The organism is Phycisphaera sp. (assembly GCA_025916675.1).
GTDB lineage: Bacteria > Planctomycetota > Phycisphaerae > Phycisphaerales > UBA1924 > JAHCJI01.
In genome coordinates, this window is the sequence record CP098402.1 from 2,322,194 (window position 1) to 2,336,375 (window position 14,182).

Below are 14,182 nucleotides of genomic sequence, written 5' to 3' on the forward strand. Positions count from 1 at the left end.
CCGTGTCCTGAGGCGTTGGCTTGTGATCCGCCTCGCTTGGGGAACTCTATCGCCCCCGGGGCCGGATCCGCTTGGCCAGCGATGCGGCGAGCTCGGCGATGGCCGTCCCATCGGCCTCGCAGCCCACCTCGACCAGTTCCTCATCGGCGATCTGCCGCTCGATCCGCCGGACGGCGGTGATGATCGAGGAGTGGTTCGGCCGGCCCATGGCGCTGGCGATCTCGGGATAGCTGGCCGTGGTGAGCTGGCGGGAGATCAGGGCGACCAACGCCCGAGCCAGCACGACGCGGCGGTGGCGGCCGCGGCCGGCGAACTCGGCGCTGCCCACGCCCAGGAACCCGCACACGCCCTCGATGACCGCCTCGACGCGCACCGGTCCGGCCTTCTGGGCCACGTTCGCACGAACCCCCAGAGCCTGGTGGACGGTGGACATGGCCACAAGGTCACCCGCGGGCTGGCCGCCGACGCGGCCCAGCAGGTTATGGAAGGCGTCGACGCGGGCCATCGCTCCCTCGATGTCTCTAAACGAGCCCGGCTCGCTGTCGTGGTCCTCGCCCACGGCGCCCTGGGCGATGGCCGCCACGACCTGGTCATCCATCGTGAGCCCACGCTGGCGGGCGAGCTTGCGGACCATGGCCTCGCGCAGCTCCTGCTCGGGCGAGCCCAGCTCGATGGTCAACCCCGACAGCAGGCGGCTGATGAGTTGCTTGCCCAACCCATTCACCTGGCGCGGGTGCTCGTCGCTGGCCAGCGCCAGGCGGCAGCCGCCCTGGATGATCTGGTCGAGGGTGTGGAGCAATTCGGCCTTGGTGGCCTCCTTAGTAGCGAGGAAATGGACGTCGTCGAGGCACAGCAACTCGACGCCGCGGTACTGGTCGCGGAAGCGATCGGTGGTACCGGTGCGCAGGGCTGCCAGGAACCCGTTCGTGAAGTGCTCGGCGGTCAGGTACTTGGCCTTGCCGCCCGAGCCGCGCAGGCGGTTGTAGTTGTGGGCCATGCCGCGGAGCAGGTGGGTCTTGCCCAAGCCGCAGCCGCCGTGGAGCACGAGCATGTTGCCGGCCCGGGGGGTGGCGTTGGGGTCGCTGATCGACAGGGCGGCCATGTGGGCGAGGCGGTTGCTCTCGCCGACGACGAAGTCTTCCAGCCGCAGCGTGCGGTCGCGCTGGGCTGCGTGGGGCTTGGGCGCGATTTCCTGGGGTTTCTGGCGGATGGCCTTGGCCTTTGGGGGTTTAGCGGCAGGAAAGGCCTCGGGCTTGTCGATGAAGCTCACCGCACCGCCGCCAGCGATCTCGACCAGGTGCCGGCGGAAGCGGCCCTCGACGATGGGCACCAGGAACTTGGAAGCCACGACCACACGCAGGCCGTCCTCGGTGCGTTCCAGCTTGGCCTGGCCCTGGAAGTACCGCTCAAAAGTCAGCGTGCCGACCTTGCCGGCGAGCAGGCGCTCGAGGTTCTGGCTGGTGGTCGGCGCTGTGGCGGATACATCAGCCGGCTCGGCGGCGGGGGCGTCGCCCCGGCCGGGATGGATGTGGCGGGTGCGCACACGCTCACCGGCGGCGTCTCGGCCGGGCAGGCGTGTGGGCACACGTGAGGGATTGGACGTACTCGGAGCGGGCACGAGGTTCAGGTTCGCAATGTGGTCACCAGGCCCCGCCGCTGAGCCGTTCTGTCCCTGACCTGGATGCAAGCGGACGGCGCGCTGCGGCTGGTCTGCCCGAACGGTCTTGTCCCTGCTGGTCGCTGCCATTGCGAACCCTTCTGGCCCATTCTCGGGCCACACGAATACCCCCATCACGGCCCAAGGCCTTGATGCGCTCGCTCGTCCCAAAGAATCCGTTCATCCATGCGACGCTGGGCCGTAGACCGCGCGATCCCCGCGCTGTGCCGCCGCCTCGCCCAAGAAGCTCGTGGTGGCCATCGGAGCGTGCTGAACAACCGCCGGAGTACGCACGGCGGTGGTGCCCGATGGCTGTTGGGCTTGGCTGCTCTGGTCTTCTGGCCCCCCGACGCGACGCCATTCCTTCGACGCCGACAGAATGTATCCGAGTTGTCGCCGCTTCGCTACCAATAATCTCGGTGTTCGGGCCAAATACTCGGCGAAAAGCCCGGTTCCTCAACGGGTTAGAGCTTTATAATTTCTTTATACACAAGCGCGGCGCAAGCTATCAACATTGGCTGTGGACAAATCGTGGAGAGTACCCCGAACTGGTCGCGCAAGACCCCGTACCGCAACGCGCTAGCGGCCTTCATCGGCAGTGGATAGCTCGCTACCCAGGTTATGAACGCACGCGACGCGCCGATCAAACGGTGTGAAACCCAATCGCTGGTACAGTCGCACGGCCGGCGTGTTAGCGGTATCGACGGCGCACGTGAGCGACCACCCGGAGCGCGCCGAACTCTGCTTCACGCGCGCCGAGAGTTGGCCGATGGCACGCCGCATGAGCAGTTCACCCAACCCCAAGCCGCGTAGCGACCGCCCGAGGCCGATGTAGACCAGTTCGTAGCAGCGCTGCTCGGGCAAACCCGCGAGCAGGACAGCGCCGGCCGGGCGGCCCTCGTGACGGATGAGCGTCCAGATCGCCAACTCGGGACGGCCTATCGCCGCATGGGAGGCGATGATGTCGCTCGTGCGACGCAATCCGCACAACTCGGGGCAATCGAGGGTGTCGGCGTACGAATCGTCGAGTGCGGCCACGAGGAGGCCGAGGTTGGGCGTGCCCCTCTCGGGGATGCTGATGGACTCCAGTTCGACCCCATCGGGAAGGTCGGGCTCGGGCTCGCGATGGCGGAGCAGCCCCTGGCGTGGCGCGTCCTCGGCGCTCAGGGGCCGCCGCATGTACGCGAGTTCTCCCACGATCCTCCAGCCGGCGGCCATAAGGGCGTCCACGGCCCACCGCTCGCCGACGGCCGGCAGGGCCTGGGCGATGTCGATGGTGTGCCCGGGCAGTGATGCCAGGTGTTCGGTAAGGGAAACGGCGCACCTGGCACGCTCGGCGGGCCGGTCGTCGGTCGGGTCTGGCCGGCTTAGGAATACCAGGGCGCTCCGCCCGGGGGAGGGGATCGCCAGGGCCATCTCGCGGACGGCCCGCCGGTCGGTGTCGATGGTCGCGAAGACGTGGTCGAAGGCGACCCCACCGTCGGGCCCGGCCTCGACGATGCGGCGGGCGGCCTGGCGGGCGGCCGGGCCGGTGGCCTCAACCAGGCGCTCGGCCGCGGCAAGCCTCAGATCGGGAGGCAGCAACCTTGGCAGGCAATCTTGTGGGAAACCGCTGGCGTCCATGCTCGTATCCGTTGGGCGTCTGGACCCGTTGCGGCGGTGCGGAGTGGCAGAACCCGGCAAATTCCCCGGCGGAGCTGCCGTCGCGGGCGGGGAAACGAATATAGACTGTTGGGGTGTAGGGTTGGCCGAAGGCCTACTCGGGCCCAGAATCCTATCTCTGCCTGGTTCGCAGCTGCCCGCGTTCGGGCCGTCCCACTCGCCTCGGAGAATTCCATGGCCTTGCTGAATCTGCCTTCCCGCGTGCTCGCCGTCCTGTTGGTGGTTGTGGGCGTGGTCGCCGCCTCGGCCGCCCTGCCCCCCGAGCCCAACCCCATCCCGTTGCGTTGGCAACTCGACCTCGACGTCGGGCCGCTCCGCGTGGCCAGCGTCGAGACCCCAGGCCAGGGGCCAATGCTGTACTACTACCTGACCTACACCGTGACCAATAACACCGAGCAGGACATCCTCCTGGCGCCCAGCTTCGAGCTGAGCACCGAAACCGGCACCAACGTCGTCGCCGGCCAGGGCGTGCCCGCCAGCGTGACCCGTGAATTGCTGGACCGCCTCAGCAACCCACTGCTGAGCGATCAGGTGAACATGATCGGCGTCCTGCGGCGTGGCGAAGCCCACGCCCGCGACGGGCTGGTCGTCTGGCCGGTCCGCGACGTGCAGGCCGACGAGACTCGGGTCTACATGGCCGGCTTCAGCGGCGAGACGGCCCGCATCCAACTGATCGATCGCGAGAGCGGCAACCCCAGGGACGTCGTGCTCCGCAAGACGCTCATGGCCGTGCATGAGGTGCCCGGGCACGTCGACGGCTTGGGCTCGGACCCGATCACGCGGTCCGAGACCCGCTGGATCATGCGGTAATCGTTCGCTACTATCCTGACCCGGCCCCTCGACTTTGATGAGGAACAGACGCCGGCCAGCTTCCAGGAGTATCTCGCCATGGCGCATAAAAAGGGCCAGGGATCGTCAAAGAACGGTCGCGACTCGAACCCCCAATACCGGGGCATCAAGCTCTATGGCGGCCAGTTCGCCCAGCCGGGCAACATCCTGGTGCGCCAGTGCGGCACGAAGTTCCAGCCGGGCTTCGGCGTGCAGCGTGGCAAGGACGACACGCTCTTCAGCGTGACGACCGGCAAGGTCGTGTTCCAGGGCCGCCGCGTCCACATCGACCCGATGGACGACGACGCACCGCGCCCCCGCTGGCTGACGCAGTATCGTGCGACTCAGGCCGCCAAGGCAGCCGGCTGACTCCGCGACCCCAACGTGAATTGCGAATCGGTTCAGCCCGGGTGATTGCCCGGGTTTTTCTATGGGCGCAAAGCAAAGAGAAGGCCCGAACTTACGCCCGGGCCTCGTTTGTTTCTGGTGTGTAGCTGAATCAGCGTTTGGTGGCGGGTTCCATGGCCTTGCGGGCCTCTTCGCTGAGGTAGAGGATGCAGCCCGATTGGGGATCCATGGTCACGCGGCCGTGGCTGAGCAGGCCGCTGACGATCTCGATGGGGACGGCCAGCATGCTGGTGCCGCACACGAACTCGTGACGCTTGACGTCGACGACCTCGACGGGTGCCATGGCCTCGTCGCCGAGCTGGCCTCGCACGCGGAGGTAATGGGTCAGGGTATGCTCGGGGACGTCGGAGACGATGGTCTCGCGTTCCTTCTTGAGTTCGTCGAGGCGGTCGGAGATCTCCGAGGCACGCTCGTCACGCTGCTTCAGCGCCACGGCACGCACGCCCTGGCGTTCTTCCTTGGCCTTGGCCATCTCCTGGCCCGAGGCGGTGAGCGCCTCGACGCGGTTCATCAGCTCGAGAGCAACCGACTCTTGCTCGTCCTGCTGTTCTTTGAAGGTGGCGATCTCGGCGAGGTAGGCCTGGTACTCCTTGTTGGAGGCGGCCGAGTTCATCTTCTCGCGGAGCTCGGTGATGTGGGCCTCGAGACGCTTGGCCTCGCCCTCGGCGTTGGCCGCAGCGGCCTTGGTCTTGCGGAGTTCGCTCTGGTTGGCCTTGTGCTCATCGGTGATGGCGGCCAGTTGTCGCTCCTGCTCGGCCAGGAATCGCTCGGCGGCGCGGAGCCTGCCCTGCAACCCGTCGATGCTGTTATCGACCCTGAAAACCTTGAGCAACCGATCGGTTTCCGTCATCGTCATGTACGCTGAGCTCCCTCGGTCCAAACTATCGAAAGAGAGTGTAGCGCACGCGTCGGGAACGAGCGTGGCAGGTGAAAAAACCCGAACGCGGCGGTGTCGCGTCGCCGACGCGACTGGTTTCGCCGGAGTCAGGCCCAGATGGCCAGCGTCCAGTAGGCCAGTGGGGCAACGAGGATGGGCGAATCGATGACGTCCAGGATGCCGCCGAAGCCGGGCAGGATGGTGCTGGAATCCTTGATACCGGCGTCGCGCTTCATCATGGAGGCCATCAGGTCGCCCAGTTGGCCGGCCAGGCCGATGCACGCGCCGGCGACGGCGCCCACGAGTGCGAGCGTGGCGGGCGAACCGCCGGGGTCGAAGATGTCCTGCGAGGTGAGCAGGGCGAGCCCCGCGCCGCCGACGACGGCCGAACCGATGACGCCGCCGACGAGGCCCTCCCAGGTCTTGCCCGGGCTGAGCCAGAGGATGAGCTTGCGCTTGCCGATGGCCTTGCCGGTGAAGTAGGCGAAGATGTCGCAGCTCTTGACGGTGGCCAGCACCCAGACGAGCACCCAGGCGCTGTGGTCCAGGCGGATGCGCAGCAGGAAGCCGAAGGTGAGGCCCAGGTAGACGAAGGCGAAGAGGACCGCGCCGATGCTGAGCATGGCGCCCTGGCTGTTCTTGGTCCGGGCGTGGTGGAGGATGCCGATGAGCACCATCGCGCTCGCGGCCGAGGCCAGGCCGGCGGCGCCGTCACCCTTGGCGAGCGTGGCGAAGAGCGGCGTGGAGGCCAGCAACCCCAGTACGGCGGTGACCGCCAGGGTGAGGCGCGAGGCGTGGATGCCCTTGGCCTTGAGCATGATGGCCAGCTCGCGCGCCCCGAGGGCGGCAATGACCAGCATGACCGGCAGCACGACGACCCCCGGCGGCGCGGTGCCGTCGAAGCCCAGGGGGGGGTAGTCGAGGGGCCACTGGATGCCCTCGATGGCCTGGTCGAGCCAGAGGCCCGCGAGCAGCAGGGCGATCAGGATGGGCCCGAAGAGGAGCCTCGTGCGCATGGTGGCGAGTGTAGAAGGGCGGGGGAGGGGGGTCATCACGGACGCGGAGTCGTAGATAAGAGGGGCAATTGGCAATGGGCAATAGGCAATTGGAAAGAAGCGAGCCTATCGCTGCGATCCGCCCAGCTGCCAACTACCCATTGCCAACTGCCATCTCCTCTTATGGGCAGCCCAGGTCGAAGGCGTTTTGGAAGGCGAGGAAGTCGAAGATGGTGAGGGAGCCGTCGGCGTCGAAGTCGGCCAGGGGGCTGCCCAGGTCGTAGAGCACGCCGAACGCCAGAAAATCGAACAACGTGAGTTCGCCGTCGCCGTCCATGTCCGCCACGCACGGGGCGCACTGGTTCAGGAAGATCGACAGGTTGTTGTTGCCGCGGTTGGCGGCGATCAGGTCGGGACGGGCGTCGCCGTCGAGGTCGGCGACCGCCACCCACCGCGGCGCCCGGCCAACGTCGATCGACTCGGCCGGCGCGAACAGGCGATCGCCGAGATTCAGCAGCACACCCATGGTGTCTGAAGCGGTGTTGACCGCGGCCACGTCGATGAGGCCGTCGCCGTTGACGTCCGCCGTGGTGACGCACCAAGGGTCGAGCCCGCCGCTGGGGAACGCGACGGGGTCGCCGAAGGTGCCGTCGCCGTTGCCGAAGACCATCGTGACGACGTCGTCGCCGTAGCCGGGGATCGCCAGGTCGATCGCCCCGTCGTTGTCGAGGTCGGCCACGCTCAGCCGGTGCGGGCCATCGCCCGCGGGCCAGCGCGTCTGGGGGGCGAACCCGCCCGCACCGTCGCCGAGGAGGATCGAGACCTCATCGTCCTCACGGCTCGTGACGGCAACATCGGCGATGCCATCGCCGTTGAAGTCGGCAGTCGCCAGGCCTTCTGGTCGATCGCCCACGGCGAAGGCGCCACCCGATGCGAACCCACCCTCGGTGTCGGCGAGCAGCACGGTGACCGAGTCGCTGGCGCGGTTAGCCGAGACCAGGTCGAGCAGGCCGTCGCGGTTGGCGTCCAGGGCGACCAGGAGGTTGGGCTCGAATCCCACGCGGTAGCGTCGCTCGGCCCTAAAAGTGCCGTCGCCGTTGCCGAGGAACACCGAGACGTTGCCGCTGATGATGTTGGCGTTGGCGAGGTCAATAAAACCATCGCCGTCGAGGTCGGTGGCCACCAGCCCGGCCGCGAAGTTGCCGGCGGGTAGGGTGATCCTGGGGGCGAACTCGGCCGGGGCCGTGGCAATGAGGACGGAGAGGTTGTCGCTGAATGCGTTGCTGGAGGCCAGGTCCAACAACCCATCGCCGTTGAAATCGGCGGCAACGATGGCGTTGGGGCCGCCGCCCACCGCGACGAGTTGCTCGTCGGGGAAGGCGTTCAGCACGGCGCACGATTGGGCAAGGGACCACTTTGGGAACCCCACGAGGGCGAGCAGGATTGCAGTGGTGCTGGCGGCAGGATTCATTCGTCGCTCCTTCTCAGGCCCAGTGTACTTGAAGGGCTCCCATCGTGCAAGGGTTATTGGCAGCATCGAGCACCCTGCCAGAACGGGAACCTGCGGGTTTTGGCGTGGATCATTGGTGCTTCTGGCTTTGGGCAAGATTGGTCCCAACAATGTCCCTCTGGTGGCGAGCGAATCGCCGTCGTGCGAGAAGGCCCGCCTTTTGGGGGTGTAGCTCAGTTGGTAGAGCATCGGACTTTTAATCCGCAGGTCCAGGGTTCGAGTCCCTGCGCCCCTACTTCTCTGTCTGATTTTGGCCTGGCCGGCTCTGGGGGCTATCCATGGTGAGCACTGCCGTCCGACGCCAGCCGGCGTGCTTGCACGCGGCGTGGGTTGCCGGCCGCCTGTGGCTGTGGGCCGAGGTCGCGCCATCGCGCGATGCCAACTCGTCCGAAGACACGGCGTGGATCGCGGGCGAGGCGTTTGTTCGGCGGGTCGTCGAGGCGCTCGGCTCCAAGTTCGGCGAGCACGGCGAGGCCGGCGAGATCGACCTGCGGCTGCCGCTGGGCGGCCGCGTGCCCAGCCCGGCGATGGCGCGGGCGGCGGGCGTGGTCGATCGGCCGGGCGGCGAGGGCTCCGAAGAGGATGGCGCCGGGTTCGAGAAGGTCACCATCCAGGGCGTGAGCTTTGGTCCGGATCATGCGGCGGCGGTGCTGGATGCGATCAACGACCTGGCTAGCGGCGCCTCGGAGGTCGCGCTGGGTGAGGGGCGGTTCGAGTTGGCGGCCAGCGGCGATACCCCGCAGGCGGGCGTGCTGGTGGCCCCCACCGTTCGGCACTTCATCGTGGCGCTCGCGCTCGTTCGGCAGTTGGTCATCCAGCAGCGGTTCGTGCCGAGCCTGCGGCAGCACCCCGACGGGCGGCTGCTCGGGTGCTGGCAGCCGTGGCTGGCCGACGAGCACACGGCCAAGGCGACGAGCGCGCTCCTCAACGCGATGCCGCTCGCGAGCAGCGCGGGCGTGGACGACCTGGAGCACGACCCGTGGCTGGTGCTGAGCGACTTCCTGACGCTGGTGCTCGACGCGCAGGCGCGGGCGGCGTTCGGGCGTGAGAAGCTCGTCGAAGCCGTCGAGAACAAGGAGCACGACACGCACGTGGCGTGGCTGAGCGGGTTGCTCGACGGGGCCCAGGAGTCGGGCATTAAGCCATCGGAGCGGACCGACGCGGCCCGGGGCGTGCGGCGGTGGCTGGCGCGATTGGAAGAGCGCGGCGCGAGTGCGCTGTGGCGTTTGTGCCTGAAGCTGCACGAGCCGGTGAATACCGAAGAACTGCCCGACTTGCAGCCGCCGCCGGGCGACACGAAGTGGGCGCTCACGTTCCACCTGCGCGCGGTGGGCACCGAGAACGTCGAGGTCGACGCCGAAGAGGTATGGAGCCTGACGGGCCGGGGCGTGACGGTCGAGGGCCGGCAGCTCGATGACCCGCAGCAGCTGATGCTCAGCGAGCTCGGGCGGGCGTCGCGGCTGTTCGACAAGCTCGAGGGCGCGCTGCGGCAGAGCGAGCCGACGCGGCTCGAGCTGACCACCAAGCAGGCGTACCAGTTCTTGCGCGATACGGCCCCGGTGCTGAGCGAGCAGGGCATCACCGTCGTTGCGCCGCCGTGGTGGGATTCGCCCAGCATCCGCGTCGGTGCCACGCTGCGATTGGACAGCGACCCGATGGAGAGCCTGACCGGCGACGCCGAGGGCTGGGGTGTGGCACCCGAGGACGAGGGTGTGCCGGGCGCGCCGCACACGCACAAGTCGCAGCTCGGCTTGCAGACCCTGGTGCGGTACTCGTGGGAGATCTCGCTGGGCGGGCTGAAGCTGACGCTGGCCGAGTTCGAGAAGCTTGCGCGCGACGGCTCGACGCCGCTAGTGCGCGTCGGGGGCCAATGGGCGGAAGTCCGGGCCGAGGACGTCAAGGCCGCCGCCAAGTTCATCCGCGAGCACCCCGGCGGCGAGATGACGGTGCTCGAGGCCATCCGCATGGCCCACGGCTCGATGGACGAGGAGGGCGCGGCGCTGCCGATCGTGGGCATCGAGACCAGCGGCTGGCTGGGCGCGGTGTTCGGCTCGAGCGACGAGAGCCAGAGCCTGCCCGAGGTGGAAGCGCCGCCGACGTTCCACGGCGAGCTTCGCCCGTACCAGCTCCGCGGCGTGGCGTGGATGGCGTTCCTCGAACGCTTCGGCTTCGGCGCGTGCCTGGCCGACGACATGGGCCTGGGTAAGACCATCCAGGTGCTGGCTCTGCTGGCGCGCGAGCGGCACTTGCACAGCCAGGGGCCGTACGCCCAGGCTCCCGTGCCACCGACGCTGGCGATCGTGCCGATGAGCGTGCTGGGCAACTGGGAGCACGAGGCGCGGCGGTTCTGTCCTTCCTTGAAGGTCATGGTGCACCACGGGGCCGAGCGGCACCAGGACGACGCGTTCATCGCCAGGGCCGGCGAGACCGACGTGGTGCTCACGACCTATGCCTTGGCCCACCGCGATCAGGAGCTGCTGGCGCGCATGCCGTGGCGGCGGATCATCCTCGACGAGGCGCAGAACATCAAGAACCCCGCCGCCAAGCAGGCGCAGAGCGTGCGGCAGTTGCACGCCGATCATCGCTTGGCGCTGACGGGCACGCCCGTGGAGAACCGCCTGAGCGAGCTGTGGTCGATCATCGATTTCTGCAATCCTGGCTACCTCGGCACCATCGGCAACTTCCGGCGGCGATTCAGCCTGCCGATCGAGCGCTACAGCGACCGCGGGCGGCGTGAGCAGTTGCGTCGCTTGGTGCGGCCGTTCATCCTGCGTCGCCTGAAGACCGACGAGGGCGTGGCGGGCGACCTGCCCGAGAAGGTCGAGAGCCGCGAGTATTGCCACCTGACCAGCGAGCAAGCGGCGCTGTACGAAGCAACGGTCAACACGATGCTGCGCGACATTGATCGCGTGGAGGGCATGCACCGCCGCGGCATGGTGCTGAGCACGCTCATCCGGCTCAAGCAGATCTGCAACCATCCGTCGCAGCTCTTGAAGGACCACGACTTCGGCCAACCGGGCGCACCGGACGCCACGCGCAGCGGCAAGTGCGTGCGCCTCGTCGAGATGCTCCAGGAGGTCCAGGCCTCGGGCGAACAAGCCCTGCTCTTCACGCAGTTCCGCCAGATGGGGCGGCTGCTGGTCTCGCTGCTGCAACAGGAACTCGGCAAGCCCGTGCTGTTTTTGCACGGCGGCACGACGCAGAAGCAGCGGCAGGACCTCATCAACAAGTTCCAGAAGGCCGACGGCACGACGCCCTTGCTCATCTTGAGCCTCAAGGCCGGTGGCGTGGGCCTGAACCTGACCGCCGCGACGCACGTGTTCCACTTCGACCGCTGGTGGAACCCCGCCGTGGAGAACCAGGCGACGGACCGGGCGTACCGCATCGGCCAGACCAAGCGGGTGCAGGTGCACAAGTTCGTGGTGCGCGGCACGCTGGAGGAGCGCATCGACGCCATGATCGAGCAGAAGACCGAGCTGGCCGAGCAGATCGTGGGCGCGGGCGAGCGGTGGCTGACCGAACTGGATACCTCTCAGCTGCGCGACCTGCTGACGCTGCGCGGCGACGCCGTTGGCGATGAAGAGGTCGCGTGATGCCCGACAAGCCCAGCGATAAACCGGACGCCAAACCCGACCCCAAGCCCGCGGCCAGGCCCAAGATCCCCGGCAAGATCGCCTCGGACGCCTCGACCGACGCGACGCCCGACACGACCGAGAAGGCGGTGCAGGCGCTGCGCGAGAGCCTGACCAAGCCCAACGCGCCCATGCGGCCGCACCCGCGCCCATTGCCGACCAAGCCGCGGCGGGTGTCGGGCGGCATCCGGCTGAAGCGCAAGGAGGGCGACGAGCTGGCCAGCGTGCCCGAGCGGCGGCTGATGCGCCTGCTCGAACTGAGCGCCGGGCCCAACGCGATCGAGGAGGGCACCGAGTACGCCCGCCTCGGACAAACGCGCACCCTGGTGGTCGAGCCCGGCCTCGTGCGTGCTGCGGTGCAGGGGCGGCGCACGCGCAGCTACGACATCCAGCTCAAGGTCGACGCGTTCACGCCCGAGCAGTGGGACGCGGTGGCCGACCAGCTCAACGAGCAGCCGCATATCGCCGCCGAGGTGCTCGGTGGCCGGCTACCGCAGGACGTCGAGCAGGTGTTCGAGCCGCTCGGGCTGAGCCTGCTGCCGGCCGCGTCCGACGCGGTCAAGATCGTCACAACGTGCCCAGATTCCACCGAGGGTGGCGGCTGGAGCAAGCACGCGTGCTGCGTGGTCATGCTGCTGAGCGAGCGCATCGCGGCGGACCCGTCGGTCGCGTTCACGCTCCGCGGCCTGCCCGACGGCGAGCTTGCCGAACGCATGAGCCACCGGCGGCTGCTCAGCGCGGGCGGGGCGAACCCCAAGCCGATTTATCAGCCCCGGGTCGAGGGCGCGAGCGACGCAGCCCTGCCCGACGACGAGGCGATGCTGGAGCGTTTCTGGGAGAGCCCGACCGACCTGGACGCGCTCGATCTCGCGCTTGAACCCCCGCCCGTGCCCACGCCCATGCTGCGGCGCCTGGGCTCGAGCCCATTCGAGGACGCGAAGTTCCCGCTGGTTGGGTTGCTGGCCACGTGCTACGAGGTCGCGCGCGAGCGGCTGCTCAAGGAAGAGAGCGGCGAGGCGGACGAGCCCGACGTGCCGGCCGAGGAAGAGAAACCAGCGGAAGAGCCCGCGAGCCGGCCTAAGACCGCCGAGGAGCGCGCGGCGGCGATCCGGGCGAAGATGATGGGCAAGGCGAACCGGCGGAAGTAAGCCGCTCCGCGTGGGGCTCTGACAAGGGCTTGAACGCGGAGGTCGCGGAGGGCTCGGAGTGAAGCGAACCACAGAGGCACAGAGCCGCAGAGGAACGATGAGCAGATTGGAGGAGGGTTGAGCGGGGCCGCCTCGCACCTCAGGCTCTTCTCTGCGCCTCTGTGTCTCTGTGTTGAACTCTTCTCCTACGCCGCCTTGCCCGGCGCCAACTCCACCACCGGCACCACGTCACCGCACCCGAACGTCGCCGCTACCGCGTTCGACCAGCGGCTGACGCTGGCGGGCCCGAACGGTCCGCGGCGGCCCGGCCGCATCGCGCGGGCGCGGTAGCGCACTTCCTGGACACCGCTGGGCGGGCACTCGTCGGTCCAGGTCTTACCGGTCCCGCTCGCGACGGTCGCCCACGGGCCGGGGCGCCCGTCGAGCGGCACCACCTGCCGCTGGATCTCGTACAGCACGCCCTCGCCGGTGCCCTTGAAGCGCACCTCGATCGACCCGCGGCTCTGGAGCGTGAAGCCGCCATCTCGCGGGGCGGCGGGGGCGGGCCGGGGGCCGGGGTCGGCCGGCGGGGCGATGAACGCCCGGGCCCACACGCCCCGGTCGCCGGTGAACCTGGCGTAGCCGTCGATGCTGGTGACCAGGGCGCCAAAGGCGGCCCGGGCCTTCTTCATGGCGGTGCGGCGTGACAGGTTGGCCGCCCGGGCCAGGCTCTGCGCGCGGAGATTCTCGGCGGTTGCCTCGTCGGCGCTCTCGACCAGGGCGATCAGCGCATCGACGTGGGCGGGATCGAGCCCCAGGCTGGCGGCCCCCTGCTCCTGCCATCGCCTGGCGAGCAATCGGGCCTTGAGCAGGAACAGGGCGTCGATGCGCGGGGCGCGGCGGGCCATGATCGGGTCCTTTCTTGAGCTCCGCCGTGCGGCGGGGTGGGTCCAGAAAGTCATCGGCCGATCGCCAGGGGGACTTGATCCCGAGCCGCGCGGGCGATGATGCCGGCCGTCATGGGCGCAGGTGCTGCGCTCCTTGGGGCGTTGCCGGGGGGCTTCGAGCCAGGAGCGGGCGACATCGGGGCAGAAGTTCGGGTCTTTGCCGAGTTGACACGAACTTCTGCGGCAAAGACGCGGGGTCCTGGCGTCGTGCCGGGGGTGTCTGGGGCGGCGGCGGGCGGCACGGGAGCCGATGCGGCGCGGGGAGAGGCACCCCAATCCAAGAAAGGCCCGCTTCGCCTTGCATCCATCCCGGATGTCGATTGCAATGGACTCCGTAAGGCCGCAGGCGTCCTCCAAAACGCATCAATAGCCCAATGGTGAGCAACCCGCACGGATGCCCGGACGTATCATCCTGCAACGCGCATCCGCACACGACCGCAAGGCTCGGGCTGGCACACCACGCTGGCCCACGCCCCCGGCCGCCCAACCAACCCCCAGGGCGGCTCAAGCACAGAACCACACTCCGGACCGAGACCGCC

General features: G+C 68.5%; 10 protein-coding genes and 1 tRNA gene. 5 read left to right on the top strand and 6 right to left on the bottom strand.

What is annotated here, in order from left to right; genetic code table 11:
* Positions 1–46: 46 nt before the first annotated feature.
* Complete coding sequence (locus NCW75_09960; protein ID UYV11621.1) at positions 47–1,747, bottom strand: DnaA/Hda family protein; 1,701 nt, start codon at positions 1,745–1,747, stop codon at positions 47–49.
* A 489-nt stretch (positions 1,748–2,236) separates the two neighbouring features.
* A complete protein-coding gene (locus NCW75_09965; GenBank protein ID UYV11622.1) occupies positions 2,237–3,280 on the bottom strand; it encodes a GNAT family N-acetyltransferase in 1,044 nt (347 codons plus the stop codon).
* Between the two features lie 213 nt (positions 3,281–3,493).
* Here NCW75_09965 and NCW75_09970 point away from each other — a divergent pair, with 213 nt between their 5' ends.
* Both NCW75_09970 and NCW75_09975 read left to right on the top strand, forming a co-directional pair.
* Entirely contained in the window at positions 3,494–4,129 is a 636-nt protein-coding gene (locus NCW75_09970; protein UYV11623.1) for a hypothetical protein, read from the top strand.
* Between the two features lie 78 nt (positions 4,130–4,207).
* The gene (locus NCW75_09975) at positions 4,208–4,516 is read left to right on the top strand and encodes a 50S ribosomal protein L27 (GenBank protein ID UYV11624.1); all 309 of its coding nucleotides are present in this window, start codon (positions 4,208–4,210) and stop codon (positions 4,514–4,516) included.
* Between the two features lie 130 nt (positions 4,517–4,646).
* On the opposite strand, the gene NCW75_09980 is transcribed toward NCW75_09975, so the two are convergent.
* From NCW75_09980 to NCW75_09990, 3 genes are all read right to left on the bottom strand, one after another.
* Positions 4,647–5,411 carry a hypothetical protein gene (locus NCW75_09980; GenBank protein UYV11625.1) on the bottom strand — a complete coding sequence of 255 codons (765 nt, stop codon included), beginning with the start codon at positions 5,409–5,411 and terminating at the stop codon, positions 4,647–4,649.
* A 128-nt stretch (positions 5,412–5,539) separates the two neighbouring features.
* Positions 5,540–6,448 carry a phosphatidate cytidylyltransferase gene (locus tag NCW75_09985; GenBank protein ID UYV11626.1) on the bottom strand — a complete coding sequence of 303 codons (909 nt, stop codon included), beginning with the start codon at positions 6,446–6,448 and terminating at the stop codon, positions 5,540–5,542.
* A gap of 160 nt (positions 6,449–6,608) precedes the next feature.
* Entirely contained in the window at positions 6,609–7,898 is a 1,290-nt protein-coding gene (locus tag NCW75_09990; protein UYV11627.1) for a VCBS repeat-containing protein, read from the bottom strand.
* 201 nt (positions 7,899–8,099) lie between these two features.
* On the opposite strand from NCW75_09990, the gene NCW75_09995 reads away from it, so the two are divergent.
* From NCW75_09995 to NCW75_10005, 3 genes are all read left to right on the top strand, one after another.
* A tRNA-Lys gene (locus NCW75_09995) sits at positions 8,100–8,172 on the top strand.
* A gap of 43 nt (positions 8,173–8,215) precedes the next feature.
* Positions 8,216–11,530, top strand: a complete 3,315-nt coding sequence (locus NCW75_10000; protein UYV11628.1) for a DEAD/DEAH box helicase — start codon at positions 8,216–8,218, stop codon at positions 11,528–11,530.
* Entirely contained in the window at positions 11,530–12,717 is a 1,188-nt protein-coding gene (locus NCW75_10005; protein UYV11629.1) for a hypothetical protein, read from the top strand. Before NCW75_10000 ends, NCW75_10005 begins: the two co-directional genes overlap by 1 nt.
* A 185-nt stretch (positions 12,718–12,902) precedes the next feature.
* Here the strand turns inward: NCW75_10005 and NCW75_10010 are convergent, their stop codons facing one another.
* Positions 12,903–13,604 carry a hypothetical protein gene (locus NCW75_10010; protein ID UYV11630.1) on the bottom strand — a complete coding sequence of 234 codons (702 nt, stop codon included), beginning with the start codon at positions 13,602–13,604 and terminating at the stop codon, positions 12,903–12,905.
* Positions 13,605–14,182 lie beyond the last annotated feature (578 nt).

Coding starts and splice junctions, on each gene's coding strand:
- NCW75_09960 (UYV11621.1), bottom strand. CDS start 1,747: ATGGCAGCGACCAGCAGGGACAAGACCGTTCGGGCAGACCAGCCGCAG.
- NCW75_09965 (UYV11622.1), bottom strand. CDS start 3,280: ATGGACGCCAGCGGTTTCCCACAAGATTGCCTGCCAAGGTTGCTGCCT.
- NCW75_09970 (UYV11623.1), top strand. CDS start 3,494: ATGGCCTTGCTGAATCTGCCTTCCCGCGTGCTCGCCGTCCTGTTGGTG.
- NCW75_09975 (UYV11624.1), top strand. CDS start 4,208: ATGGCGCATAAAAAGGGCCAGGGATCGTCAAAGAACGGTCGCGACTCG.
- NCW75_09980 (UYV11625.1), bottom strand. CDS start 5,411: ATGACGATGACGGAAACCGATCGGTTGCTCAAGGTTTTCAGGGTCGAT.
- NCW75_09985 (UYV11626.1), bottom strand. CDS start 6,448: ATGCGCACGAGGCTCCTCTTCGGGCCCATCCTGATCGCCCTGCTGCTC.
- NCW75_09990 (UYV11627.1), bottom strand. CDS start 7,898: ATGAATCCTGCCGCCAGCACCACTGCAATCCTGCTCGCCCTCGTGGGG.
- NCW75_10000 (UYV11628.1), top strand. CDS start 8,216: ATGGTGAGCACTGCCGTCCGACGCCAGCCGGCGTGCTTGCACGCGGCG.
- NCW75_10005 (UYV11629.1), top strand. CDS start 11,530: ATGCCCGACAAGCCCAGCGATAAACCGGACGCCAAACCCGACCCCAAG.
- NCW75_10010 (UYV11630.1), bottom strand. CDS start 13,604: ATGGCCCGCCGCGCCCCGCGCATCGACGCCCTGTTCCTGCTCAAGGCC.